Source organism: Cupriavidus sp. HY129, assembly GCF_059492215.1.
The window spans coordinates 3,564,367-3,587,153 of the sequence record NZ_CP083254.1; the positions used below are offsets into that span (position 1 = coordinate 3,564,367).

The following is a 22,787-nucleotide window of genomic DNA, read 5'->3' on the forward strand; positions in this document are numbered from 1 at the left end:
CTATGACAAAGACTTTGACCACTTTGCTGCTGGTGGCCGGGGTGCTGAGCGGCTGCACGATGGCGCCGCACTATGACCGCCCCGCCGCACCCGTGGCGGGCGGCTACCCGGCAGCGCCGGAAGGTTATGCCTCGGCCGAGGTGAAGAGCGGTGAAACGCGCCGCGCCACCGAGATCGGCTGGCGCGAGTTCTTCACCGACCCGCGCCTGCAAGGGCTGATCGAGGCGGCGCTGGAGAACAACCGCGACTTGCGTACTGCCGCGCTCCGCATCGAAGAGGCGCGCGCGCAGTACCAGATCCAGCGCGCCGACCTGCTGCCGACCGTGAATGCGAATGCCGGCTTCCAGCGCGGCCGCTTCTCGGGCGCCTCGTCGGGTATCGACCAGTCGTTCACGGGTAACGTGTACCAGGTCGGCTTGTCGGTGACGCAGTGGGAGCTCGACTTCTTCGGCCGCGTGCGGAGCCTTTCGAACGCCGCGCTGGCGCAGTACCTGGCCACTGAGGAAGCGCACCGCGCCGCGTACATCTCGCTGGTTTCGGAGGTTGCCAAGGCCTATCTGGCCGAACGCGCCTTTGCCGAGCAGTACGATCTGGCGCGCGACACCTACAAGGCGCGCCAGAGCACGTACGAACTGGCGCAGAAGCGCTTCAGCGCCGGCGCGACGTCCGCGCTGGACCTGCGCGACAACGAATCGCTGGTGGCGCAGGCCCGCGTGGCCGCAGCGCAGCTGGCGCGTCAGCGCGCGCAGGCGCAGAACGCGCTGGAAGTGCTGGTGGGCAAGCCGATCGCCGAGATCCCGAACCTGCCTGCGCCGATGCGTCTGTCGGACGAACACATCATCAGCGATATTCCCGAGGGTCTGCCCTCGGAACTGCTGACGCAGCGTCCGGACATCCGTCAGGCCGAGCAGCAGTTGTTGTCGGCCAATGCCAACATCGGCGCGGCGCGGGCCGCATTCTTCCCGCGCATCACGATGACGGCCAATGCCGGCACCATCAGCACGTCGTTCACGAACCTGTTCGACTCGGGCGCTCACGTGTGGTCGTTCGCGCCGCAACTCGTGCTGCCGATTTTCGACTACGGCCGAAACATGTCGAACCTGGACCTGTCCAACGTCCGCAAGAACATCCAGATCGCCAACTACGAGAAGACGATCCAGACCGCGTTCAGCGAAGTGGCCGATGCCCTCGTGGCACGCGGCACGCTCGAGGACCAGGTGGCTGGCCAGGAACAGCAGCGTAACGCGGAAGCCGCGCGCTACGAACTGGCGCGGATGCGCTTCCGCAGCGGCGTGGCGAGCTACCTCGACGAACTCGACGCGCAGCGCCAGCTGTTCTCGGCCGAGCAGGATCTGGTTGCGGCACGGCAGTTGCGGTTGGTGAACTCGATCGACCTCTACCGCGCGCTGGGTGGCGGGCTGGTGGAGAAAGGACCGGTGGCGCAGCAGCCGGCACCGCAGACAACGACGACGCAGTAAGTCATCGTTTCGGCTCAGCAAAAAAGGGCGAAGCTTTCAAGGCTTCGCCCTTTTTGCGTTGTGGCCGACGTCGTCAGAACTTGTAGGTCGCCGCGAGGAAGAACACCAGCGGGTTTGGCCGCAGTGTCGTCTTGGAGGTCGACAGCACGGTGCCGTCCGACGCCTTGATCGTCATCGTCGATTCGCTCTTGAGCGGGATGTACGTGACCGCCCCAGTGACACCCCAATGCTCGGTGAAGTTGTAGGTGCCGCCGACATTGAAGACCGGCGCCCACGACGACGACGCATCGGCGTGGACCGACGTCGGACCCGGAATACCCGCACCCGCAGCCAGGATCGCGCCGAGGTTATTGTTCACCGATGCGGCGAATGCCGGATTGACGTCGATATTGGTGAAGAAGTTGTACGAGACACCAACACCGACAAACGGGCGGAACGTCACATCGGGAGCGCGGAAGTGATACTGCACCATTGCCGCAGGGCTCCACTGACGCGCGCGCGTGATGATCGGATTCAGCGACGGGTCGCCCAGGCTCTGGTGACCCAGTGCGCCGGCCGGGCCCGGCGGAATCAGATAACCGTGTCCGTAGATCTTGAACTCGGGCGGAATGCCGCCCACGGCTGTGATCGCGATGTTGTCGGTGACGAAGTGGCTGAACGTCAAACCTAGCGTGTCGGCATTCGACGTCGACAGGCCACTGCCTGGCGCCGAGAACGACGTCGGCAGGCCAAGCGGATAGTTGATTGGCACATCGAGCAAGGTAGTGGTCAACGGGCCGCTGGTACCGAAAGTCTCGATGTGGAACCAGCCCGCGGAAACGACGTTGTCCCCGGCCTTTTGCGCGTGCGCGGTGGTGGCCATGAAGGCGCTGCAGGCGAGAAAGGCTGCGGCGATCGAAAGCAGGCGGGCCAGCGAGAGGCGTTTGTTATGCATGTCGGTCCCCTGGGTTGTTATTGCACGAAGGCGCCGACCGTGAAGTACGGGCCGGTGGTGCGGTTTTCGAGGAAGCCAAACACGCCGCCGGTGAACATGAACTTGCCCGTGATCGTGGCGTTGTCCTTGCGCGTGGTGGTCACTACGCCAGCGGTGGTCTGCGAGTAGTCGAGCTTCAGCGCCGTGGCCAGCGTGGCGTCGGACGCGCGGAACGGGTCCAGTTGCGCGGCATCGGCACCCACCAGCGCCGTGGTGCGGTAGTCGAAGTTGCTGTCCACGCCGATGTACTCGCCATTGACACTACCCTGTGTGATCGACACCGCCGGCGCCATCATGCCGATGCCGATCTCGTCATCCGCACCCACCGGTTGCAGGTTCGTGAACGACGCATTGGCATAGCCGACGCGAATCATGATCGGCACGAGTTGTCCACGCAGCTTGCCCACGATCAGGTACGCGCGGCCCAGGACGCCGCCGAGGCTTGGTTGCTGCTCGCCTTCGTAGTTGGTGGAAAGCAGCGAGCCGTTGCCTTGCGGCACGAACTTGTTGCCTTTCTGCTTGCAGGTGCCGCCGGTCTTGTTGTCGCAGACCGTGAACGAACCATCGGCGGCCAGGGACATCTTGTAGTCCTGCGCGACCTGCGCGAAATTCTTCGATGGAATCTCATGGAAGCCCGACCCGTTGTAGACGCCCGCGATCTTGCTCAGGTCCGTCTCGGTCTGCGCGAAGCCGATGAACTGGAAGTACGGGAACGTCGTGTCGGGCACGGCGCCGGCACCGGCAATGCCGTTGAACTGGATGCGCGCGCCAGGGATCGTGCCGCCCATCACGCCTTCACCCAGGAACAGGCGTGCCGGGCGCGATGCATCGAGACTCGCGCCGAGCAACTGGAAGGCGCATTGATTCAGCTTGTCGGTGGGCAGGCCAGTTTCCTGCGCGAGCTTGCCGGTCATCACGTTCTGCCCGTTGGTGGCGTCGGAGCGCGTTGGCTGCACCGTGCCCGTGGTGCGTGGGACCGATGAATCCAGAAACGTGACGGCCCACGTCATCTTCGCGGTATCGATCTGCACGCTCACCAGTTCTCCCGATCCGGTGCCGCCGACATAAGGCGTCGAATAGTCGACCGATGCAGGACAGAGTCGGGCAGGCACGGCAGCGGGCACTGCGGTTTGCGCGCTGTCGCCATCGCCACCACCGCCGCACCCGGCGAGTGCCGCGGTGGTAACCAGTGCCAGCGCCAGGCGTGGCGCCCAGGGCCGCAGCGGAGCTGCGGAACGTGGTTGATGCGATTGCGGCAGCGGCATGATGATGTCTCCTATGGGGTTCTTCTAGGTGTGAGGCAGTGGATGTTTTGCGTCAGCGGCTGGCCAGCGCGCTGACACGGAACGTTGGATCTGCTGCGGGGCCGAACAGGTGGGCATACACGGGGCCAGTAGTGACGACCGATCCCGTGACGCCGCTGTTGTCGACAGTGGCTACCACGCCGGGCCGCGTGGCCTGCGTGAAGTCCATCTGGAATCCGCCGACCGGCTTGAGCGACGGGTCCTGCGGGTCGATCAACGCAACGAGGTTGTTCTGGACCGTCGAAGACAGGTACTTGAAGTCGCTGCCCGAGCCGATGTAGCTGCCCTGCATGCTGGCCTGGGTGACCGTGGAGGTTGGCGTCATCAGGGCCAGGCCGGATTCGTCGTCGACCCTGATGTCCAGTCCGTTGATGTAGGCGTAGCCCACGCGGACCAGCAGCGGTACCTGTTTGCCCTCGAGCTTGCCGACCACCAGCACGCCGCGTGCGCGTGCGTTCGCGGGCGCGAGCGCGTTGGCATAGAAGTGTGGATAAGGCTGGCTGCCCGCCCCGCCATCGTTGTCACTGCCGAACGCGCCATCGTTACCGGCACGCAAATGCCAGGGTTGGCCCGTCGACAGGCAGGACCCGCCGCTGGCCGGCGCGCATGATCCGTCGGCGTTGAGCGTTTCCACGGTGTTGGCAGTAGCGGGCGCGTAGTTCGTGGCGCCAGTCAACTTGCCGCCGGACGGTACCAGGTGATAGCCGAGCAGGTTGTACGTGCCCGCGACCTTGCTGAAGTCGGTCTCCGTCTGCGCAAATGCCAGCACCGGGTACATCGGGAACGTGCGTTGTGGGATCTTGCCGAGCCCCAGCAGGCCGCCATACTGGATCGTCGCGCCAGGAATGCCGCCGCCCGCCACGCCATTGCCGATGAAGATGATCGGCGGATTGGCGGGGTCGATGATGGCCTGCGATGCGCCGTCGGATGCGGTGACCGTTTTCAGTTCATACGCGCAGTTGTTCTGCGCCGCAGTCGGCAGCGGTCGGGTCGGATGCGTCATCGTGCCAGTCAGCGTGACGCCCGCGCGTGTCGGCGATACCGATCCCGGTGCCTTGGGCACCGCCGATTCGATGATCGTGATCTGGTACGTGCCCTTGGTTGAATCGAACTGCATTTTCAGGAATTCCCCCGCGCCGGAACCGCCGGTGTACGTGGTGCCGTAATCGAGTGTGCTTGGGCACAGCGAGGCCACGGGCTGGTTTTCGGTAGCCCCTGAAGTGGGACAGTTGCCGACGGTGGCGCACTGCTGCGCAGCGGCGGCTGGCGTTGCGCTACTGGAGGCATCGCCATCTCCACCGCCGCCGCAGGCAGCGAGCGTCATAGTCAGGCTTACCCCTGCAACAGCAAAAAATGCGTGTCGAGCATGCGACATCTGCATGGTTGTCTCCTTGTCGTTATGACCGGCGCTCCGGCGATTGCCGGGATAGCTCACGGTGCGTCGGAATCTCGCGTTTCAAGCGGTCGAGCGCAATAGAGCGCTCGTTCCAAACACCGTGGCCGCGCGGCGTGCCGTTGTCACGCAAGCCTCTCCCGTCATTGTTCAAACCGCGTTTGCCATGCATGGCACGCGAATTCAAACGGACGGGATGGCCCACATTCGGCATCTTCAGAACTTGTATTCGCTGTTCGACGGATCGAACGTCGATGCGTCGAAGGTCTTTTTCTGGGCCTTCTCGAAGACGATCTTCTCGACCATGTTGCCGTCCGCGTCCCACGCGGTTTCCGCGCGCGGCCAGGGGTGCTTGAGATCGAACATCAGTTGCACTTTCTTCGCGTAGTACTTCGGCGCGCCTTCCGGCAACTCCCATGTCAGCGCCACCATGCGAACGCCCTGCTCCTGCACGATTTCGACGCGGCTGTACTTCTCGGGCAGCCCCGCCGCGCGTAGCGTCTTCGCATCGCGCTCGAGCATCGACAGCACGAACTGGAAGCCGAGGTCGCGCACGGTGTGATTCGACTGGGATTTGGCCAATGTGCCGTCGATTGCGGTCCAGATCGACGTGAAGCCCATGATGCCGCCGAGGTGCCCGTACATCTCGTCCTTGCGACGGGTCTCGTCATAGATGATTTCCTGGCCGGCCTGCACGCCGTTTGGCAGCCACTTCGCGTAGAGCTGGCGTGGCATATGGCGGTAGCGGATCATCATGCGCGCTGGCTTGTCTTGCCATTGACCGTTGAGTCGTTCCTGGCGCGTCATCGAGTATTCGTACTCGGGGTAGCGATTCATTTCCGCGCGTGCCCACGTCAGGATGGCTTCGGGCTGCAGCGCATCGAACGTGGCCAGTACCTGCGCGTCGGATTGCGCGGCAAGCTCGCCGCTGGCTACCTGTTTCGAGAGCATCGTGGCCTGCTGCGAGGTGGGCAGACCGTCGTATGGCGTGGCGACGCGCGGGGTCTGCGTGGCCAGCGCGGATGCGCCCTGGGCGTACGCCGTGGTGCCTCCGGGCGGTGCCGCAAGAATCCCCAGGATGCCGCCGAGCGCGGCTGCCGCGTATAGCTGTTTCATCGCATGTCTCCTTTTGCGGGCAAGACGTGGCCCTCCCGCGGGCTGCCGTGGCAGGCGGGTGAAGTCGCGCCATGCGTGGCGCGCAACGGGTCACGCCTCGCAAGTTGCGTGGCGAATCACGTTGTCGGTATCGATAGCGACGGATGCCGTCGCCGCTCGTTGCCGGTGTGCGGCGGCCCCGGTGAGGACCACCGCGTCACTTGCCGGCTAGGACCTGGGGCGGGTTCGCATCCAGTCGTCGAGCGGGTTGCTTGGGAAGGTCGCGCAGTGCTCGCGGCGTACCGCCATGCTGGCGGTGGCCGCTCGCGTCGCTCCCTCGTTGCGCACTTGTCGCGCACTGCGTCTGGCACGTCCCAGCGCGGCTGCGGCGGCTGCCGCGGCCTCGTGGGATTCGCCCTCTACAGTGGCGGCCAGCGCCGCGAGGTGAGCCTGCTCGTCGGCGTGCTGCGTCTCGCCGATCTCGAACACATCCTGCAGCGCGCCGAGCTCCTGCGGCGCGGGTGAAGGCGCCTTGAGGGCCGCCACCACCATCGACGTCAGTTGCGCCAGCACCTGCGCATCGCTCATCCGCCTGCCCTGCGTGAACGCCGGCATCAGGTTGCCGAGTTCGTCGCCGGCCAGCACGCCTGCCAACGCCTTGAGGGCGAAATGCAGGCGCCAGCCGAGCTCCTGACGTGGCACGTCCGGCAGCGCGTGGGCGAACGCTTCGAAGAAGCGGCCGAACACGGGTGCGTAGTGCCCCATCAGCCAGGACTGGATGAACGGGGATGTATCCGAATACACGCGCCCTAGCAGGCGCAGGAACGATGGGCCGCCGATCTCGGGCTCGCGCGCCATCTGGAGCGCGGGCACGAACAGCGCGCCCATCACGTGTTCGCAGCGAATCTCGGCACCCGGCCAGCGTGCCTCGCAGGCGTCCAGCAACGCAAGGCGACGGGTGTTGAGGGGATCCAGTCGGCGGCCAAGCACCGACTGCATCATGATTTCCTTGCTGCGGAAGTGATAGTTGACGGCAGCGAGGTTGACGATTGCCCGCGACGTAACCTGTCTGAGCGATGTTGCTTCGTAGCCTACCTCGATGAACAGCTTCTCGGTCGCGTCAAGAATGCGAGCCTTGGTGTCTCCTGCCGTGGTTTTCCCGGTCTTCATGGGGGCGTCTCTCGCTATGAAACCGCAGTGGACCCCTGCAATAAAAATAAAAATCCACGACCGCTGTGGCTCCGTGCTCTAACGGCATACGGATGCTTGAAACGGTTGTGGGAGCCTATCCAGCGCCACGACCGTTTCACAAGACTTATATTCGAATAGATCCTCTAAATTGCAAGCCCGACTGCGACGGACTTGATTTGGATCACGGCTTGATGCTTCGGGATAGTGCGGAGACATTCTGCGCCGTGAGTGCGAATACTGACAACTGAGGGTTCGCACCAATACTGGTTGGAAATACCGAGCCGTCAAACACGGAGAGATTCTCGAGCTGGTGGTGGCGACCCGCGCTGTTCACCACGCCCTGCTTGGGATCGTCGCTCATGCCGCAGCCACCCATCAGGTGCGCGGTGAAGAGCAACGCGCGGAATTTCTTCAGGGGCAGTTGGCCGATGGCTTCGCGTGCCTGGGTCCAGCTCGTGTAGTCCTGACCGTCGAGATGAGCGGGTCGTACCCGTTTCGCACCTGCAGCAAACTGGGCTTCGGCCATGCTCAGGTAGGCGCGGCGCACGCCGTCCCAGACATAGTCGCTCACGTCGTAGTCCAGCACGGGACTGCCGTCGTCGGCAATGCGCACGCGCCCGCCGGGGCTCTCCGGCACGAAGCCGTCGCGCAGCAGCGCCAGCATCGCGTTGGTATGCGGCAACGCGGCCATCTGACGCCGCAGGTCATCGCCCAGCGCATTGAAAACGCCCGAGCTGATGCCCGGGAACATCGGCGGCACTTCGAGCTTGTAGCCCATCGGCCCCGTTGCGCCATCGCGCCATTGGAAATAATCGGACGCGATCGACTGCGGCGCGCCATAGTACGGATCGATCTTTTCCGGCATCTCGGCAATGGTCAGGTTCACCGGATGGATGAACGTGCGCAGGCCGATCCGCCCATGCGGGTCCGGTACGCGCGAACGCAGCAGCAACGCGGGCGTATTGATGGCGCCGCCCGCCGCGATCACATGTCTTGCGCGGACGGTGACCGTGACGCCGGTGGCCGTGTAGCCATCGATGCCAAGCGCATCGCCTGTGAGGCCGCGCACGGTCTTGCCGTCATGGTCGATCGCGCGTACGCGCAGCCGATGCACGAGCGTGGCCCCGTGCGTGAGCGCGTTGGGAATCGTGGACACCAGCATCGATTGCTTGGCGTTGACCGGGCAGCCCAGGCCGCAGTACCCGGAGTTCCAGCAGCCTTTCACGTTGCGCGGAATCACGTGCCATTCCCAGCCGAGCTTTTCGCAACCGCGCTTGAGCACGGTGTTGTTCGGATTCGGGTCCATCGACCATGGCGCCATGTTCAGGCGGGCTTCGATCTTCTCGAACCACGGTGCCATCTCGGCTTCGGAATGCCCGGTTACGGCGTGCTCCGTGGCCCAGTGGGCCAGCGTTTTCGGGGGCGTGCGGAAGCTGGACGTCCAGTTCACGGTGGTGCTGCCGCCCACGGAGCGCCCCTGCAGGATCGAGATGGCGCCATCGGACGTCGCACGCGCGGCAGCCTCCTGGTAGAGCTCGCGATACGCGCGCGCTTCATCCATGTCCTTGAAGCTGTCCGAAGTGCGCAGTGCCCCTTCCTCGATCAGCAGTACCTTGAATCCCGCCTCGGTGAGCATTTCGGCGGCAATGCCACCGCCTGCGCCGCTGCCGATGATGGCGACGTCCGTTTCAAACGTGCGCGGCGCGGTGAACGTGGCGGCGTCGAGCACCTTCCAGCCGGACGCGATGCCGGCGCTGTAGATATCGTTAATGGCCATGGTGGGTGTCAGCTGTGAATGGCGCGATAGACCGCGGGATTAGGGCCGGGATAGCCGGCGGCGGCCCACGCATCGGGCAGCACGAAATAGCCGACGCTGGTCAGCTTGGCCAGCACCACGCCGCCCGCATTGAGCGTTGCGAAGCGGCTGGTGCGCCAGCGCGTCAAAAATCCGCGCACCTGCTCGGGCGTGGCCTGGTCCCACGGCGCGCGCAGGCCGGCCAGGGCCCAGCGCAGCGGCGTGCTGGCCAGCAGATCGAGCAGCTTGCGGAGTTCCGCGCGGCCGTTCAGACCCATTGCCGCGATCGACCCGTCGATGAACTGCACGGCGGCGGCGATGCGCTTCTCGCGCTGGGCCGGGTCGACCGATTCCAGCTCGCTGACTACCGCTGGCAGCAGTGCCCGGAACAGCGCGACATCAGCCGGCCGCAGGAAAGCCATGCCGGCCTGCGGTGGTGTGCTGGCGGGCGAACAGCCCGTTAGCGAGGGAAGAAGCGCCGAGCAGGCGATCGCGGCGGAAAACCCGGCGCCGACCTTCAGGAACTGGCGGCGTGATGATTTCTCCACAGCGGGTGGGGCGGGTACGGGCATCGTGTCTCCGTCTTCGTTTGTGTTTTCGATGTCGTTGCCAGGCCGTGCGAGTCGCACTGGCCAAGGTGCGTTGCGATTCTGCCGAAGCGCTGGATTTTTTTTCATCCCCCCGACAGGTTTCAAACGCGCGACTGACTGCCGCCGCCGATGCGGATTTCTCGGCGCGCACCTTGTTTCATGTGCGCCAAGAGCCGCTGGAAATTGCCAAAAAATAGAGCAAATCTTCAAACCAGCGCATTGACCCATGCCACAGCGATACCTACGATGACATCGTTCAATGTCACAATCAATGGTGTCGTGATCGTGTCGCCGCCTTCGAAGGCGACACCCGCGCACCCACCGGAATGCGCCAAATGAATGCACCCGTGGATCTGCCCGACCGTCTCATCCCCACCCGTCCCAACGACGCTGCCTGCGACATCGCCATCATCGGCAGCGGCTTCTCTGGGCTGGCCATGGGTATCCGTCTCAAACAAGCTGGCGTCGATGATTTCCTGATCTTCGAGAAAGCCGGTTCGGTCGGCGGCACCTGGCGCGATAACCACTATCCCGGTTGCGCGTGCGATGTGCAATCCCATCTCTACTCGTTCTCGTTCGCGCCGAATCCGAGCTGGTCGCGCATGTTCTCGCCGCAGCCGGAGATTCGCCGCTACCTTGAACACAGCGCCGAGACGTTCGGCCTGAGCTCGCATTTGCGCTTCGGCCATGAACTGAAGCAGGCCGTCTGGGACGCGTCCGCTGGGGTCTGGCGGCTGGAAATGGCCGATGGCCGGCGCGTGCGCGCCCGGATCCTGGTCTCGGGGATGGGCGGGCTCAGCCGCCCTGCCATTCCCGATATTCCCGGTCTCGATACTTTCGCCGGCACCACGTTCCACTCCCAGCAGTGGCGCCATGACTATCCGTTGGCGGGCAAGCGCGTGGCCGTGATCGGCACTGGCGCCAGCGCGATCCAGTTCGTGCCGCAGATCGCGCCACAGGTGGATCGCCTCGACCTCTACCAGCGCACGCCGCCGTGGGTCATGCCCAAGCCGGATCGCGACGTGTCCGCGCTGGAGCGCTGGATGTTCCGCCAGTTCCCCTTCACGCAGTGGCTGGTACGCGCCGGCCTGTACTGGATGCTGGAAATGCGCGTGATGGGCTTCGTGATGCATCCGAAGCTGATGAAGGCCGTGGAGCGGATGGCGCGGCGCCACCTCGCGCGGGAAGTGCGCGACCCAGAACTACGCGCGAAGTTGACGCCGGACTACACGATCGGCTGCAAGCGCGTGCTGATGTCCAACGACTACTACGGAGCGCTCACACGCGCCAATGTCGATGTGGTGACCACGGGCATCGACCATGTGGAACCGGACGCGCTGGTGATGCGCGACGGCAGCCGCAGGCCGGCCGATTGCATCATCCTGGGCACGGGCTTCCGCGCCACCGATCCGCTGCCGCGTGGCGTGATCATCGGACGAGGTGGCCGTGACGTGCTCGATGCCTGGCGCGACGGCGCGGAGGCGTACCTCGGCACCACGGTCTCGGGCTTCCCGAACCTGTTCCTGATCATGGGTCCGAACACCGGACTGGGACACAGCTCGATGGTGTTCATGATCGAGTCGCAGGTGCGCTACGTACTCGACGCGCTGCGGCAGATGCGCCAGGAACGCGTGCAGGCCGTGGACGTGCGCCCGTCGATCCAGGATGGCTTCAACCGCGGCATCCAGCAGAAGCTGGATCACACGATCTGGTCAGCAGGCGGCTGCGCGAGCTGGTACATGGACCCGCGCAGCGGCAAGAACACCACGCTGTGGCCAGGTTTCACATGGCAGTTCTGGCGCGCGACGCAGACCTTCCGCATGGCCGACTACGAACGCTGGCCCATGCGCGAACAAGGCGTCGCGCCGCTACCCGATGAGGCCGAGACCGCTCGCGCCTGAGATCCGATCGCGCGCATCCCCAACCCTGCGCCCTCATCCACACCGCAACACCCCATAACGATATCGGGAGACATGCATGAAGGATTTCCACAACAAGGTTGCCGCGATCACCGGCGCTGGCTCGGGCATGGGGCGCTGTCTGGCCATCCAGCTCGCGCAGTCCGGCTGCCACGTGGCGATATCGGACTGCAATGAAGCGGGCCTCGCGCAGACGGTGGCTGAAGTGCGCTGTGTGGCGCCCTTGGTGCAGATCACCAGCCATCGCGTGGATGTCGCGGATCGCGCCGCCGTCCATGCCTGGGCGGATGACGTGGCGCGCGCGCATGGCCGCGTGAACCTGATCTTCAACAATGCCGGCGTCGCGTTGTCGAGCACGGTCGAAGGCATGGCCTACGACGATCTCGAATGGATCATCGGCATCAACTTCTGGGGTGTGGTGTATGGCACGAAGGCATTCCTGCCCCATCTCAAGGCCAGCGGCGAAGGCCATGTGGTGAACACGTCGAGCATCTTCGGCCTGTTCGCGCAGCCCGGCATGGGCGCGTACAACGCCAGCAAATACGCGGTGCGCGGATTCACGGAATCGCTGCGCCAGGAACTCGATCTGATGGACTGCGGCGTGTCCGCGACCACTGTGCATCCAGGCGGCATCAAGACCAATATTGCGCGTGCCAGCCGGGTGTCGTCGAGCGTGAACGGGCTGCTGGTGCGCGACGCGCAGCAGGGCCGCGAGGAGTTCGAGAAGTTCTTCATCACCACGGCAGACAAGGCCGCGCGCGTGATCCTGGACGGTGTGCGCGCGAACAAGCGCCGCGTGCTGATCGGCCCGGATGCCTACGCGGCGGATGCCCTCTCCCGCATCCTGCCTGCCGCGTACCAGTCGCTGGTGGTGCGCGATACGCGACGCAAGAGCAAGCGACTGCTGTCCGATACGGCGGGCGCGCCCGCACGCGGAGAACGCGCATGAATCGCGCCACGCTTTCACGTGAGGCGGCATTGCAGTCGCCGCCGGGTGCGTTCACGCGCTGGTTCGGGCAGGGCCGCATCGGCCTGTTCAGCCTGTCGCGCGAAACGCTGGCGCTCCGCCACGCGTTGCCCGCGTCCCGCTGGGTATCGGTGATGGGCACGCTGGTCCACTACACCGAGGAAGGCGTGCCGGAGGGCGAGCCGCTGGTGCTGATTCACGGATTCGGCGCGTCGCTGCATACGTGGGAGGGGTTGATGCCGATGCTGCGTCGCCGCTATCGCGTGGTGCGGCTCGACCTCGCGCCGTTTGGCCTCACCGGTCCGCTGCGTGACGCGCATGGTCGCATCATGACGATGGATGTCGACGTCTATCGCGCGTTCATCGACGGCTTCCTGGCTGCGGTGAACATCTCGCGTGCAACGGTGATCGGCAACTCGCTCGGCGGACTGATCGCATGGGACCTCGCGGCGCGCCGGCCGTCGCTGGTGAACCGGCTGGTGCTGGTCGATGCCGCAGGCTTCCCGATGAAGCTGCCGATCTACATCGACCTGTTCCGGCACGCCGTGGTGCGCTGGTCGGCGCCGTGGATGTTGCCGGAGTCGATCATCCGCGCGGCTACGCGTGATGTCTATGGCGACGCGTCGCGCGTGCCGGAGGCCACGTTCCGTCGTTACGTCGATTTCTTCTATGCCGCAGGCAGCCGTGAAGCCGTAGGCCGCATGGTGCCGAAGCTCGATTTCGATGGGTTGGATACCGAACGCCTGCGCGGCGTGCGTGTGCCCACGCTGGTGCTGTGGGGCGATCGCGACCGCTGGATTCCGCCCGCGCACGCGGCCGAGTTCGCGGCCCGCATTCCCGACGTGACGCTGCGCCGTTACGCGGGGCTTGGCCACATCCCAATGGAAGAAGACCCTCAGCGCGTGGCCGCTGACCTGTTGCCTTTTCTGGACGGTGCACGCGAGGCACGTCCGTCATTCAGCAAGGAGTTTGCATCATGATGCCTGTCCGCCGCGACGTACATCCCCATCTCCCGCCGGAGCGCATTTGCGATTGGCATCAACGCGGCCGGCACGTCACCCACTTCATCAACGCGCTTTCGATTTTCTTCCCGGCCGGCGAACGCTTCTTCATGGACAGCGTGCGCAACTATCGCGACCGCATCACCGATCCAGAACTCAAGCAGGCCGTGGCCGGCTTTATCGGACAGGAAGCGATGCACACACGCGAGCACATTCTTTACAACCGTTTGCTCGATGATGTTGGCCTACCTGCCAGCAAGCTCGACAACCGCGTGGCCAGCCTGCTCAATCTGCTGCGCAAGATCCTGCCGAAATCATGGCAGCTCGCGCACACGATCGCGCTGGAACACTACACGGCGATGCTGGCTGCCGGCATGTTGGCCGATCCGCGTCAAATGGGCGATTCGGAGCCAGGCTATCGGCAGGTATGGACCTGGCACGCGCTGGAAGAAACCGAGCACAAGGCCGTGGCCTACGACGTGTGGAACGTGGTCATGAAGCCCGGCCCGTACCGCTACTTCGTGCGGACGTTCACGATGCTCACCACCACCGTGACGTTCTGGGCCATGGTGTTCGCTTTCCATGTCAGGCTGGTGATGGCGGACAAGTCATGCCGCAACAAGCTGTTCGGCTTTGGCAGCGTGATGAACTTCCTGTGGGGATCGCCGGGCACGCTGCGCAAGATGATTCCGGAATGGTTCGCCTACTTCCGGCCTGGGTTCCATCCTTGGGATGACGACAATCGCGCGGAGCTCAGCCGCATCGCGCCGCTGATCTCGGAGATCGAGGACACGGCGATTCGCGCGGGTGCCAGCACGCGCGCGCCGTCGATCCGTAGCGTGGCGTGACGCGGTAGGTGGCAAGCGGCAAGCGGCAGGCGTGCGGGAGATCGGCCGGCGCATCAATCGCCCGCCGATCCTCCCTCTTCATGCAGGTGTTCGAGGATCGCGGCAACGCGGTCCCCGAGATACTTGTTGGCCGAGATTTCGAGCGCCCGCATCATCTCGGTTTCCAGCGCCACCAGCGCGAGTGGCCGGATGCGCCAGAGCACATCCACGATGCGCGGCACTTCGGATGGCGGCGGCAGCTTGCCTTCGCCGAAGCGGTCCAGTTCGCGCACTACCATGCCGACGATCCGGTCGGACACGGCCTGGAAGTGACCGCGCGCCTGCTCGATGATGTCGAGCACGTCCTCGAGCGGAAACCCGGCTTTGGCCATCTCGGCACCCGCCGCCAGCGCGCGCGGGCTGCGGGCCAAGTAGCCGAAGCCATCCGGTTCCAGCAATCCCAGTGAAATCGCCTTGGCCAGCGCCGTGCGCGAGATCGCGCGGCCGAACAGCCGTGCCAGCGCCAGGTACGAGTAGTGGCGCGGCGCTTCGCTGTTCCAGGGGCTGCTGATCGCCGTCTCGAGACCCAGGATCGATCGCAGGTCGTGGCCTTCGACGATCGCCTTGAGCAGTTCCATGATGTTGGCGAGCGTGTAGCCGCGCGCCAGCAGATGGTGGATCAGCCGCAGTCGGCCCAGATGCGCCTGCGTGTAGATGCCAACGCGGCCGCGCCGCTCGGGTGGGTCGATGAGCCCGCGGTCCTGATAGGAGCGGATATTGCGGACGGTGGTGCCGGCCACACGCGCCAGCTCGTCGATGGTGTATTCGGGAAAAGTCTTGCCGCCCGTCTGCGCTGAGTCGGAATCGGTAGGACTGGAAGGAGTGGGCGTGCCGCCGCGCTTGATCGAGACCATGGCGAAAATTCTAACTGAGTCGGCGACGTTACAATGCGGCATCACCTCCCGCCGTCCCCATGCATATCCGTTGGCTCGAAGATTTCGTCTGCCTGGCCCAGGCCGGGAGTCTCGCGCGTGCCGCCGAGTTGCGCAACGTCACGCCGCCCGCATTTGGCCGGCGGATGCAGGCGCTCGAAGTCTGGGCCGGCGCGCCACTGATCGATCGCAGCACGTTTCCGGTGCGGCTGACCGCCGAGGGCCGCCAGTTCCTGGAGGCCGCGCAGACGGCGCTGCGCACGCTGGAGGACGCACGCCTGTCGCTGCGGGCGGCGCATCGCGCGGACGCCAGCACGCTGACCATCGCCACCGGCAAGACGCTCGCGCGTTCGATGGTGCCAGCATGGCTGGCCGGCCTGCGCGAGGCACTGCGCGACGACCCGGCCGGCGCCGGCTTCCGCACACGGCTATCGACCCATGCCACGCACGATGCGCTGGCCATGTTCACCGAGGGCGATGCTGACTTCCTGCTTTGCTACAGTCCGCACGATATGCCTGTGATGCTGGACGACGCGCGCTATGTGTTTCATCCCGTGGGCGTGGAGCGCATGGTCTGCGTGGCGGCTGCCGATGCGCGTGGTGGCCCCGCCTTCCGGCTGCAACGACCGAAGTCGGGCACGCGCCCCGCGCCGGTGCCGATGATTGCCTATGCGGAGACGCTGACAATGGGCCGCATGGTCAATCAGGAGATTGCCCGCCGCAAGCTGGCAAGTTGGCTCGACGTGATCGCCGTCAGTGACTTCGCCGAGTCGGTACACGAGATGGTGAGGCAGAAGATGGGGCTGGCCTGGCTGCCGGCGCGTCTGATTGCCGACGATCTCCATTCGGGACGCCTGGTACGTGCCGATCTTCAGGGCGGCGACTCCGTCGACCTCGCGCTCGATATCCGCCTGTACCGCCCGCGCGCGCAAATGCGCCCGTTGGCCGAGGCGTTCTGGCGGGCCGCGGCGGCCGCCTGAGCACTGGTTCGTCCCTTCTCCCGGTCTATACACCCGTCGTGCGGAGCGGGGAGTCAGGCAGCCATTGCCAAATTGGCAATCCACATTGCCAAAGCCGCATGTTTCCCGCTGCGCGTCTCTCTACCATCGCCGGACAACATTCCTAGAACTGCCCGGAGAAATCATGAAGACCCTGCTGCGCGCGGCCGTTGCCGCCTCCCTCGCCTGTTGTGCATTCGCCGCAAGCGCGGCCGGCAACTACCCGACCAAGCCGATCACGCTGGTGGTGGGCTATACCGCGGGCGGCAGCGTCGATCTGGTTGCGCGTACCGTGGCGCCGGAACTGGGCAAGCGTCTGGGGCAGAGCGTGGTGATCGAGAACCTCGGCGGCGCTGGCGGCACGATCGGCGCGCAGAAAGTGGTCAAGGCCGATCCCGACGGCTACACCCTGCTGATGGGCTCGGGCAGCGAGGTGTCGATCGCCCGCCTGACCAACCCGGCCGTGCGCTATGACGGCGAGAAGGACCTGGCGCCGATCACGTTCGTCGGCACGCAGCCGATGGTGCTGGTCGGCAAGCTGCAACTGCCGGCCAAGGACGCTGGCGAATTGATGGCGCTGGCCAAGGCGCAGCCGGGCAAGCTGTCCTATGCGTCTTCCGGCGTCGGCACGCCGCTGAACCTGGCCGGCGAACTGATCAAGCAGCAGGGCAAGGTCAACATCACCCATGTGCCGTACAAGGGGGCCTCGGCGATGTCCACCGACCTGCTCGGCGGTCAGATCGACCTGGCCGTGATGGTGCTGTCCTCGGCGCTGCCGCACATCCAGGCGGGCCGCATTCGGGCCTATGGTGTCACCGAAGCCAAGCGCGCCAGCGTGGCGCCGAACGTGCCGGCGCTGGCCGAGACCCCGGCGCTCAAGGGCGTCGACATGGGAGTATGGTTCGGATTGATGGCACCAACGTCTACTCCCCGCCCTGTTATTGATCGCCTGAATAATGAAATGCAGGCCGTACTGGCCATGCCCGAAGTTCGCAAGAAGCTGGCCGAGGCCGGCGTGGAAGTGGCGCCGGCCAATCCGGCCCAGTTCGCGAGCTTCGTCAAGCGCGAAACCAGCCGCTATCGCACGATCGTGCAGGCGGCCGATATTCGCGAGTAACTCCTGAGGAAGTCCCGATGACGCAGACCGCTCCCGCCTTCGACGCCTACCCCGTCGAAGTCGAATTTCCCGATATTGGCCCGTATGCCGAGAGCAACACCGGCATCGCCTACCTCCATACGTTCGACAGCGGCCTGCCCGGGCCGCACGTGATGATTAATGCACTGACGCACGGTAACGAGGTGTGCGGCGCGATCACGGTGGCCGGGCTGCTCGACCATGGGCTGCGGCCGCGACGCGGCAGGCTCACGCTGTCGTTCGCCAATGTCGACGCCTACGCGCGCTTCGATGCGGCGAAGCCCGATGCGTCGCGCTTCGTCGATCAGGACTTCAACCGGGTCTGGACTTCGGCGGTGCTCGACGACCTGTCGCGCGATTCGTCCGAACTGCGCCGGGCGCGCGCGATGCGTCCGGTGATCGATACGGTGGACCTGCTGCTTGACCTGCACTCGATGCACGAGAAGAGCCGGCCGCTGATCGTGTCCGGTCCGCTCGACAAGGGCATTGCGTTGTCGCGTGCCATTGGCGCCCCGGCCGACATCATCGTCGATGAAGGCCATCCTGAAGGCCGCCGGATGCGCGATTACGCGGACTTTGGCGATCCGGCCAGCCCGCGAAATGCGCTGCTGATCGAATGTGGCCAGCATTGGGAGACCTCGGCGGTGGATGTCGCGCGTGACAGCACGGCGCGCTTCCTGCTCAGCGCCGGCATCGTTGAGGAAGCCGATCTGCCCGCGGGCTGGCTGCGCCCGCTGCCGGCCGCGCAGCGCGTGATTCGCGTGACGGAGCCCGTGGTGGCGACCAGCATGGATTTCCGCTTTGCCGGCCCGTACACGGGGCTGGAGACCTTTGCCGATGCCGGAACCGTGATCGGCTGGAACGGCGGTGCCGAGGTGGTCACGCCGTATCCCAATTGCGTGCTGGTGATGCCCTCGCTGCGCCAGTTGCGGCCCGGGGTGACCGTGGTGCGCTTGGGACGGCTGGAAGCCTGAGCACTGGAGCACTGGAGCATCCACGCGCCAGAAACCCACGATCTTCATGCGGCGAGCCGGCAAGATGCCCCCTCAAGAGGCGTTCCCCGGCCCCGCTTTTCTTAGGCCTGAATGCCGCTCGCTCAGGCGGCGGGCGCTACGCCACCGGAGCCTGGCTGCGAACCCGGGGTAGGCGCCGGTGCTGCCTGGGCAGGCACCGGTTGGGGCTTCAGGCCCGGGAACAGCTGGTCGACCAGTTCGTCGATCTTGGCGTCCGGCTGGATCAGATGGCTCAGATTGATGCCGCCCGCGCTGCGATTGGCGTTGTAGATGGCCTTGCCGGCACGCTCTCCGTTGCGGAATACCGTGATGTCGACCGAGACCAGGAACGGCGTTACGAATGTCTGGCGCTGGGCCGTGTACGTGGCGGTCATCGGGCACGCTGCCACCGACGAATACGGCTGCAGGACCTTCACTTCGAAATTGCGCGCGCGCAGTGCGTCCGCGAAGTTCTCCACATAGGCATTGCCGTTCACCTGATTGGGGATGATGCAGAACAGCGCGCCATCGGCACCTACCACGTGATTGCCGTTGACGCGGAACTGCGCCGGTCCGCCATAGGGGCCGGGCTGGAAGCTGGCGATCGGGTCAGCCTGGCCCTGGTCGACCGGTGTGACGGCTTGATAGGTGGAACAGCCGCTGGCCAGCAGGGCCAGCATGGCGGCAATCGTTGCTCTTTTCATCGTGTGTCCTGAGTCGCGTCGGCGCGGGCGCCGGCCGCCCGGATCCGGATGAGGGGCGCATTGGCGGCACCATGCCTGCGTACTGTAGACGCGCGGGCACAGCGTCAAATCACCGAACAACGGGGCACTGATGCCGCAAATCTCCCGCGTGCCGCGCACGGCACCGCGCCGGACGGCGATTTAATTGGCGCCGCCGCGAATCAGGCAGTCATTCAGCAGCGGCACGCCGCCCTCGCCTTGCCCGGCGCCCGTGCATTCGACGGCCACCTTCTGGCCACGCCGGACCATGGTGGCGCGCGCCTCGACCTCGCAGACCCTGCCTGCCGGGCCACAGATCTGCCGGCGCAGCAGGTTTGCCCGGACCAGTTCACCCGGGTTGCTGGTGCGGATTTCCAGGAACACGTTGTTGCCGTCGTCGCGCCGGATGCCGCTGGCCACGCCTTCGACGATGAAGTACTTGCCGCGATAGCGGTCGTCGGCCTCGCCGGCATTGTCGCGATAGTCGGCAAACAGGCCATCGGCCTGGTACTGGGGCAGGACGTCGGCGGGACGCTCGGGATCGATGCTGATCGGGTCGAGCGTGCCATTACGTGGGATGCCGCGCGGGATGCTGGCTGGCTGGGATGATGGCGCGGCGCCGGTTTCAACCGGTACGACGTCCCCCTTGTCATTGCCAACGAACCACAACAGGCCGAGGACGACCACGGCAACGACGGCGATGAGGGATTGCTGCAGGCGGCTCAACATCTCGGGGACGGGCTCCTCTGGAGCCCGGTAAGTGGAGAAAGGCCGCCAGTTTAACGCGCCTACTCCTTGCTGACCCGAGCCAGCAAATATCCCTTGGCTGCTGCGAGCACTTCGTTGGACAACGGCGTGCCCTGCGTGGCGCGCGAGAGCACCAGGGCGCCGACCAGTGTGGCCATCTCCGCGATGGCATTGGCGCGATTGGCGTCGGCGTTGCCGGCCGGCTGGATGCTGGCCAGGACATCCAGCAATTTCTCGAGCCCTTCGTGGTAGGTCGCGCGAACCGGTTTGTCATCGGCCTCGCGCGCGACATCGTTGGCCAGCGCCGCCGCCGGGCAGCCACTTCCAGGCGCATTGCGGTTGCGTGTGGACAGATAGCCATCGATCAGCGCCGCGAGCGCCGTCGCCTTGTCAGGCGCTTCTTCCACACGCTTGCGCCAGCGCGCGTTCGACTCCTCGAATGCGCGCGCGCAGGCGATGGCCGCCAACGCATCCTTCGATTCGAAATGGCCGTAGAAGCCGCCGTGCGTCAGTCCGGCCGCGCCCATCAGATCGGCTACGCTGATCCCGTGAAATCCTTGTTCGCGAAACAATTGGGACGAAGCCTGTTCAATGGCTATACGGTTCTTTTCCGTTTCCGCTTTCGATACCCGCGGCATGACTGACTCCCATCACTGACGTCCATCCTTGGGGACTGACTCACCATCCGTGCCGGGATGGTCTGCCACATTGTTTGCCAAGTCAACGGCGTCCAGTTGAGTGATACCGATCGAGCGGCCTCTTGCAGGTGCGCCCGCCATCGCGACGTATGCTTCGGTGTCATACGGTGTCGGTTGTCCAAGTTGCGCGAGGAACAAGTCGCGCATGATGTCGCCCTGCTGCTCGAGCTTGTAGGCCGTGAGTGGCTTGCCGGGCTCCAGCCGGTACCGGTACTGGTTGAAGCCGAGGAAGTGCCGGATCTGCTCGCCAAGTCCTCTGCACAACACGTTGACGCCGTGCTGGTGCTGCCAGACGTGCGCCATCTCGTGAATGAAGAACGCCTGGATCTGGATGCCGGCAGCGCTGAAGTCTGTGTAGTGACGCAGCCTTCGGCCGAGGTACATCTGTCCGTTCGGCGTGATGATGTACCCGGCGCCCTGCCAGAACACGTAGTTCCGCGCGTGAATGCGGACCTGCCTGTAGTCGATGTCATCGGCAAAGACACTGCGGGCGAGCGCGATCTCACCGGGGGTGAGGGGGCGAGAGGTTTTCGCGGAAGACATCAGGAGACGGTTCGCCTTGTGCTACCGGTCTAGTCTCGCCAAGCCGTCACTTCCCGATGCAGAACCGCGTGAAGATCGTCCCCAGCAGGTCGTCGCTGGTGAACTCTCCAGTGATGCTGTTCAGGTGATCCTGCGCCAGCCGCAGCTCCTCCGCGAACAGATCCAGCGCCTGGGCGTGCTGCGAGGCGCTGGCCTCGGCAAGTTCGAGGTGCGATTCCGCGTTGCGCAGCGCGATGAGATGGCGCTCCCGCGCCAGGAATGCGCCTTCATTGCCGGACTGCCAGCCGATCAGGCGCAGCAGTTCGCTGCGCATCAGATCGATGCCCGCGCCGGTGCGCGCGGAGATCCAGATTTCGGTCGGGTTTGGCCCATTGGCCGCCACCACGTGCGGGCGGTTGCCGCCAAAGCCCATCGCGCCGACGGACGGCGCGAGGTCGATCTTGTTGATGACGCGAACGATTGGAGACCCGGGGGGCAACTGGCCGCTCAGGCGATCGTCGATATGGTCATCGGTCTCCGAAATGCCATGCTCGATGTAGTCCGCCGCGTCGATCAGATGCAGCACGATATCGGCGTGGCGGATGGCCTCCCATGTGCGCTCGATGCCGATGCGTTCCACTTCGTCGGCGGCATCGTCGCGCAGACCTGCGGTGTCGATAATGTGCAGCGGGATGCCGTCTATCTGGATCGTCTCGCGCACGCGATCACGCGTGGTGCCGGCAATCGGCGTGACGATGGCGAGATCCGAACCGGCGAGCGCATTGAGCAGCGAGGACTTGCCCACATTGGGCTGTCCGGCCAGAACCACCGACAATCCTTCACGCAGCAATGAACCCTGCCGCGCCTGCTTGAGGACGCCCGCGAGATCTTCTCGAATGCGCGTCAGTTGGCCGCGTGCATTGGAGGCCTCGAGGAAATCGATCTCCTCTTCGGGAAAGTCCAGCGTGGCTTCCACCAGCATTCGCAGGTGGATGACTTTCTCCACAAGCGCATGGATCGCCTTGGAGAACTCTCCCTCCATGGATCGCGCCGCAGACCGCGCCGCGGCTTCCGTGCTTGCCTCGATCAGATCCGCCACGGCTTCGGCCTGCGCAAGGTCGAGCTTGTCGTTGAGGAACGCGCGCCGCGTGAACTCGCCCGGCTCGGCCACACGCAGGCCGATGTCCTTGCCGGCCTCGAGGCAGCGCGACAGCAGCATCTGCATCACCACAGGCCCGCCATGGCCCTGCAACTCAAGCACTTCCTCGCCGGTGTATGAATTCGGTGCCGGGAAGTAGAGCGCGAGGCCATGATCGATGACATTGCCACGCGCATCGATAAACGGCAGATAGGTGGCGTGACGTGGCTGCAGCGTGCGGCCGCATACGGCGCGCATCACGGCGCCGACATCGGGGCCGGAAACACGCACGACGCCGATGCCGCCACGGCCTGGTGCGGTGGCAATCGCGGCGATGGGAATCTGGGATACGGTCATGGGCGGTATTGTC

Annotated in this window: 22 protein-coding genes; 9 read left to right on the forward strand and 13 right to left on the reverse strand. The window is 65.1% G+C overall.

Going from position 1 to position 22,787, the window contains the following annotated elements; genetic code table 11:
- Positions 1-2 precede the first annotated feature (2 nt).
- Entirely contained in the window at positions 3-1,478 is a 1,476-nt protein-coding gene (locus K6G35_RS16340) for an efflux transporter outer membrane subunit (protein ID WP_008642787.1), read from the forward strand.
- Positions 1,479-1,551: 73 nt separating this feature from the next.
- Here K6G35_RS16340 and K6G35_RS16345 read toward each other — a convergent pair whose 3' ends face one another.
- The 7 genes from K6G35_RS16345 to K6G35_RS16375 all read right to left on the reverse strand — a co-directional run bounded on the left by K6G35_RS16345 (position 1,552) and on the right by K6G35_RS16375 (position 9,801).
- The gene (locus K6G35_RS16345) at positions 1,552-2,412 is read right to left on the reverse strand and encodes an OmpW/AlkL family protein (RefSeq protein WP_008642789.1); all 861 of its coding nucleotides are present in this window, start codon (positions 2,410-2,412) and stop codon (positions 1,552-1,554) included.
- Between the two features lie 17 nt (positions 2,413-2,429).
- The gene (locus tag K6G35_RS16350; RefSeq protein WP_008642792.1) at positions 2,430-3,716 is read right to left on the reverse strand and encodes a DUF2957 domain-containing protein; all 1,287 of its coding nucleotides are present in this window, start codon (positions 3,714-3,716) and stop codon (positions 2,430-2,432) included.
- Positions 3,717-3,768: 52 nt separating this feature from the next.
- Positions 3,769-5,136 carry a DUF2957 domain-containing protein gene (locus tag K6G35_RS16355; protein WP_495675952.1) on the reverse strand — a complete coding sequence of 456 codons (1,368 nt, stop codon included), beginning with the start codon at positions 5,134-5,136 and terminating at the stop codon, positions 3,769-3,771.
- A 228-nt stretch (positions 5,137-5,364) separates the two neighbouring features.
- The gene (locus tag K6G35_RS16360; protein WP_495675953.1) at positions 5,365-6,264 is read right to left on the reverse strand and encodes a DUF1571 domain-containing protein; all 900 of its coding nucleotides are present in this window, start codon (positions 6,262-6,264) and stop codon (positions 5,365-5,367) included.
- A gap of 207 nt (positions 6,265-6,471) precedes the next feature.
- Positions 6,472-7,413: a TetR/AcrR family transcriptional regulator gene (locus K6G35_RS16365; protein ID WP_035881185.1), complete on the reverse strand. Its 942-nt coding sequence runs from the start codon at positions 7,411-7,413 to the stop codon at positions 6,472-6,474.
- Between the two features lie 202 nt (positions 7,414-7,615).
- Positions 7,616-9,211, reverse strand: coding sequence for a GMC family oxidoreductase (locus tag K6G35_RS16370; protein ID WP_495675954.1), 1,596 nt, complete (start codon positions 9,209-9,211; stop codon positions 7,616-7,618).
- 8 nt (positions 9,212-9,219) lie between these two features.
- Positions 9,220-9,801, reverse strand: coding sequence for a hypothetical protein (locus tag K6G35_RS16375; protein WP_008642802.1), 582 nt, complete (start codon positions 9,799-9,801; stop codon positions 9,220-9,222).
- A 44-nt stretch (positions 9,802-9,845) separates the two neighbouring features.
- Here K6G35_RS16375 and K6G35_RS16380 point away from each other — a divergent pair, with 44 nt between their 5' ends.
- From K6G35_RS16380 to K6G35_RS16400, 5 genes are all read left to right on the forward strand, one after another.
- Positions 9,846-10,016, forward strand: coding sequence for a hypothetical protein (locus K6G35_RS16380; protein WP_160172179.1), 171 nt, complete (start codon positions 9,846-9,848; stop codon positions 10,014-10,016).
- 138 nt (positions 10,017-10,154) lie between these two features.
- On the forward strand, positions 10,155-11,720 hold the full coding sequence (locus K6G35_RS16385) for a flavin-containing monooxygenase (protein WP_495675955.1): 1,566 nt from the start codon (positions 10,155-10,157) through the stop codon (positions 11,718-11,720).
- 76 nt (positions 11,721-11,796) lie between these two features.
- On the forward strand, positions 11,797-12,687 hold the full coding sequence (locus tag K6G35_RS16390; protein WP_008642807.1) for an SDR family NAD(P)-dependent oxidoreductase: 891 nt from the start codon (positions 11,797-11,799) through the stop codon (positions 12,685-12,687).
- Entirely contained in the window at positions 12,684-13,685 is a 1,002-nt protein-coding gene (locus K6G35_RS16395; RefSeq protein WP_008642809.1) for an alpha/beta fold hydrolase, read from the forward strand. Before K6G35_RS16390 ends, K6G35_RS16395 begins: the two co-directional genes overlap by 4 nt.
- Positions 13,682-14,554, forward strand: coding sequence for a metal-dependent hydrolase (locus K6G35_RS16400; RefSeq protein ID WP_495675956.1), 873 nt, complete (start codon positions 13,682-13,684; stop codon positions 14,552-14,554). Before K6G35_RS16395 ends, K6G35_RS16400 begins: the two co-directional genes overlap by 4 nt.
- 53 nt (positions 14,555-14,607) lie before the next feature.
- On the opposite strand, the gene K6G35_RS16405 is transcribed toward K6G35_RS16400, so the two are convergent.
- A complete protein-coding gene (locus tag K6G35_RS16405) occupies positions 14,608-15,447 on the reverse strand; it encodes a MerR family transcriptional regulator (protein WP_017511647.1) in 840 nt (279 codons plus the stop codon).
- Positions 15,448-15,506: 59 nt separating this feature from the next.
- Here K6G35_RS16405 and K6G35_RS16410 point away from each other — a divergent pair, with 59 nt between their 5' ends.
- The 3 genes from K6G35_RS16410 (at position 15,507) to K6G35_RS16420 (ending at position 18,572) form a co-directional block, all read left to right on the forward strand.
- Positions 15,507-16,445 carry a LysR family transcriptional regulator gene (locus K6G35_RS16410; RefSeq protein ID WP_186425490.1) on the forward strand — a complete coding sequence of 313 codons (939 nt, stop codon included), beginning with the start codon at positions 15,507-15,509 and terminating at the stop codon, positions 16,443-16,445.
- Between the two features lie 163 nt (positions 16,446-16,608).
- Positions 16,609-17,580 carry a Bug family tripartite tricarboxylate transporter substrate binding protein gene (locus tag K6G35_RS16415; RefSeq protein WP_008650828.1) on the forward strand — a complete coding sequence of 324 codons (972 nt, stop codon included), beginning with the start codon at positions 16,609-16,611 and terminating at the stop codon, positions 17,578-17,580.
- Between the two features lie 17 nt (positions 17,581-17,597).
- Complete coding sequence (locus tag K6G35_RS16420; RefSeq protein ID WP_008650829.1) at positions 17,598-18,572, forward strand: M14 family metallopeptidase; 975 nt, start codon at positions 17,598-17,600, stop codon at positions 18,570-18,572.
- Between the two features lie 122 nt (positions 18,573-18,694).
- Here K6G35_RS16420 and K6G35_RS16425 read toward each other — a convergent pair whose 3' ends face one another.
- The 5 genes from K6G35_RS16425 to mnmE form a co-directional block, all read right to left on the reverse strand.
- Entirely contained in the window at positions 18,695-19,294 is a 600-nt protein-coding gene (locus K6G35_RS16425) for an Sbal_3080 family lipoprotein (RefSeq protein WP_024569244.1), read from the reverse strand.
- A 180-nt stretch (positions 19,295-19,474) separates the two neighbouring features.
- On the reverse strand, positions 19,475-20,041 hold the full coding sequence (locus K6G35_RS16430; RefSeq protein WP_008650831.1) for an OB-fold putative lipoprotein: 567 nt from the start codon (positions 20,039-20,041) through the stop codon (positions 19,475-19,477).
- Between the two features lie 59 nt (positions 20,042-20,100).
- Complete coding sequence (locus K6G35_RS16435) at positions 20,101-20,697, reverse strand: TetR/AcrR family transcriptional regulator (RefSeq protein WP_495675957.1); 597 nt, start codon at positions 20,695-20,697, stop codon at positions 20,101-20,103.
- 12 nt (positions 20,698-20,709) lie between these two features.
- Positions 20,710-21,300 (reverse strand): hypothetical protein, encoded by a 591-nt coding sequence (locus K6G35_RS16440; RefSeq protein WP_035881194.1) that lies wholly within the window; start codon positions 21,298-21,300, stop codon positions 20,710-20,712.
- A gap of 46 nt (positions 21,301-21,346) precedes the next feature.
- Positions 21,347-22,774 carry a tRNA uridine-5-carboxymethylaminomethyl(34) synthesis GTPase MnmE gene (gene mnmE / locus K6G35_RS16445; RefSeq protein ID WP_035881195.1) on the reverse strand — a complete coding sequence of 476 codons (1,428 nt, stop codon included), beginning with the start codon at positions 22,772-22,774 and terminating at the stop codon, positions 21,347-21,349.
- Between the last annotated feature and the right edge of the window lie 13 nt (positions 22,775-22,787).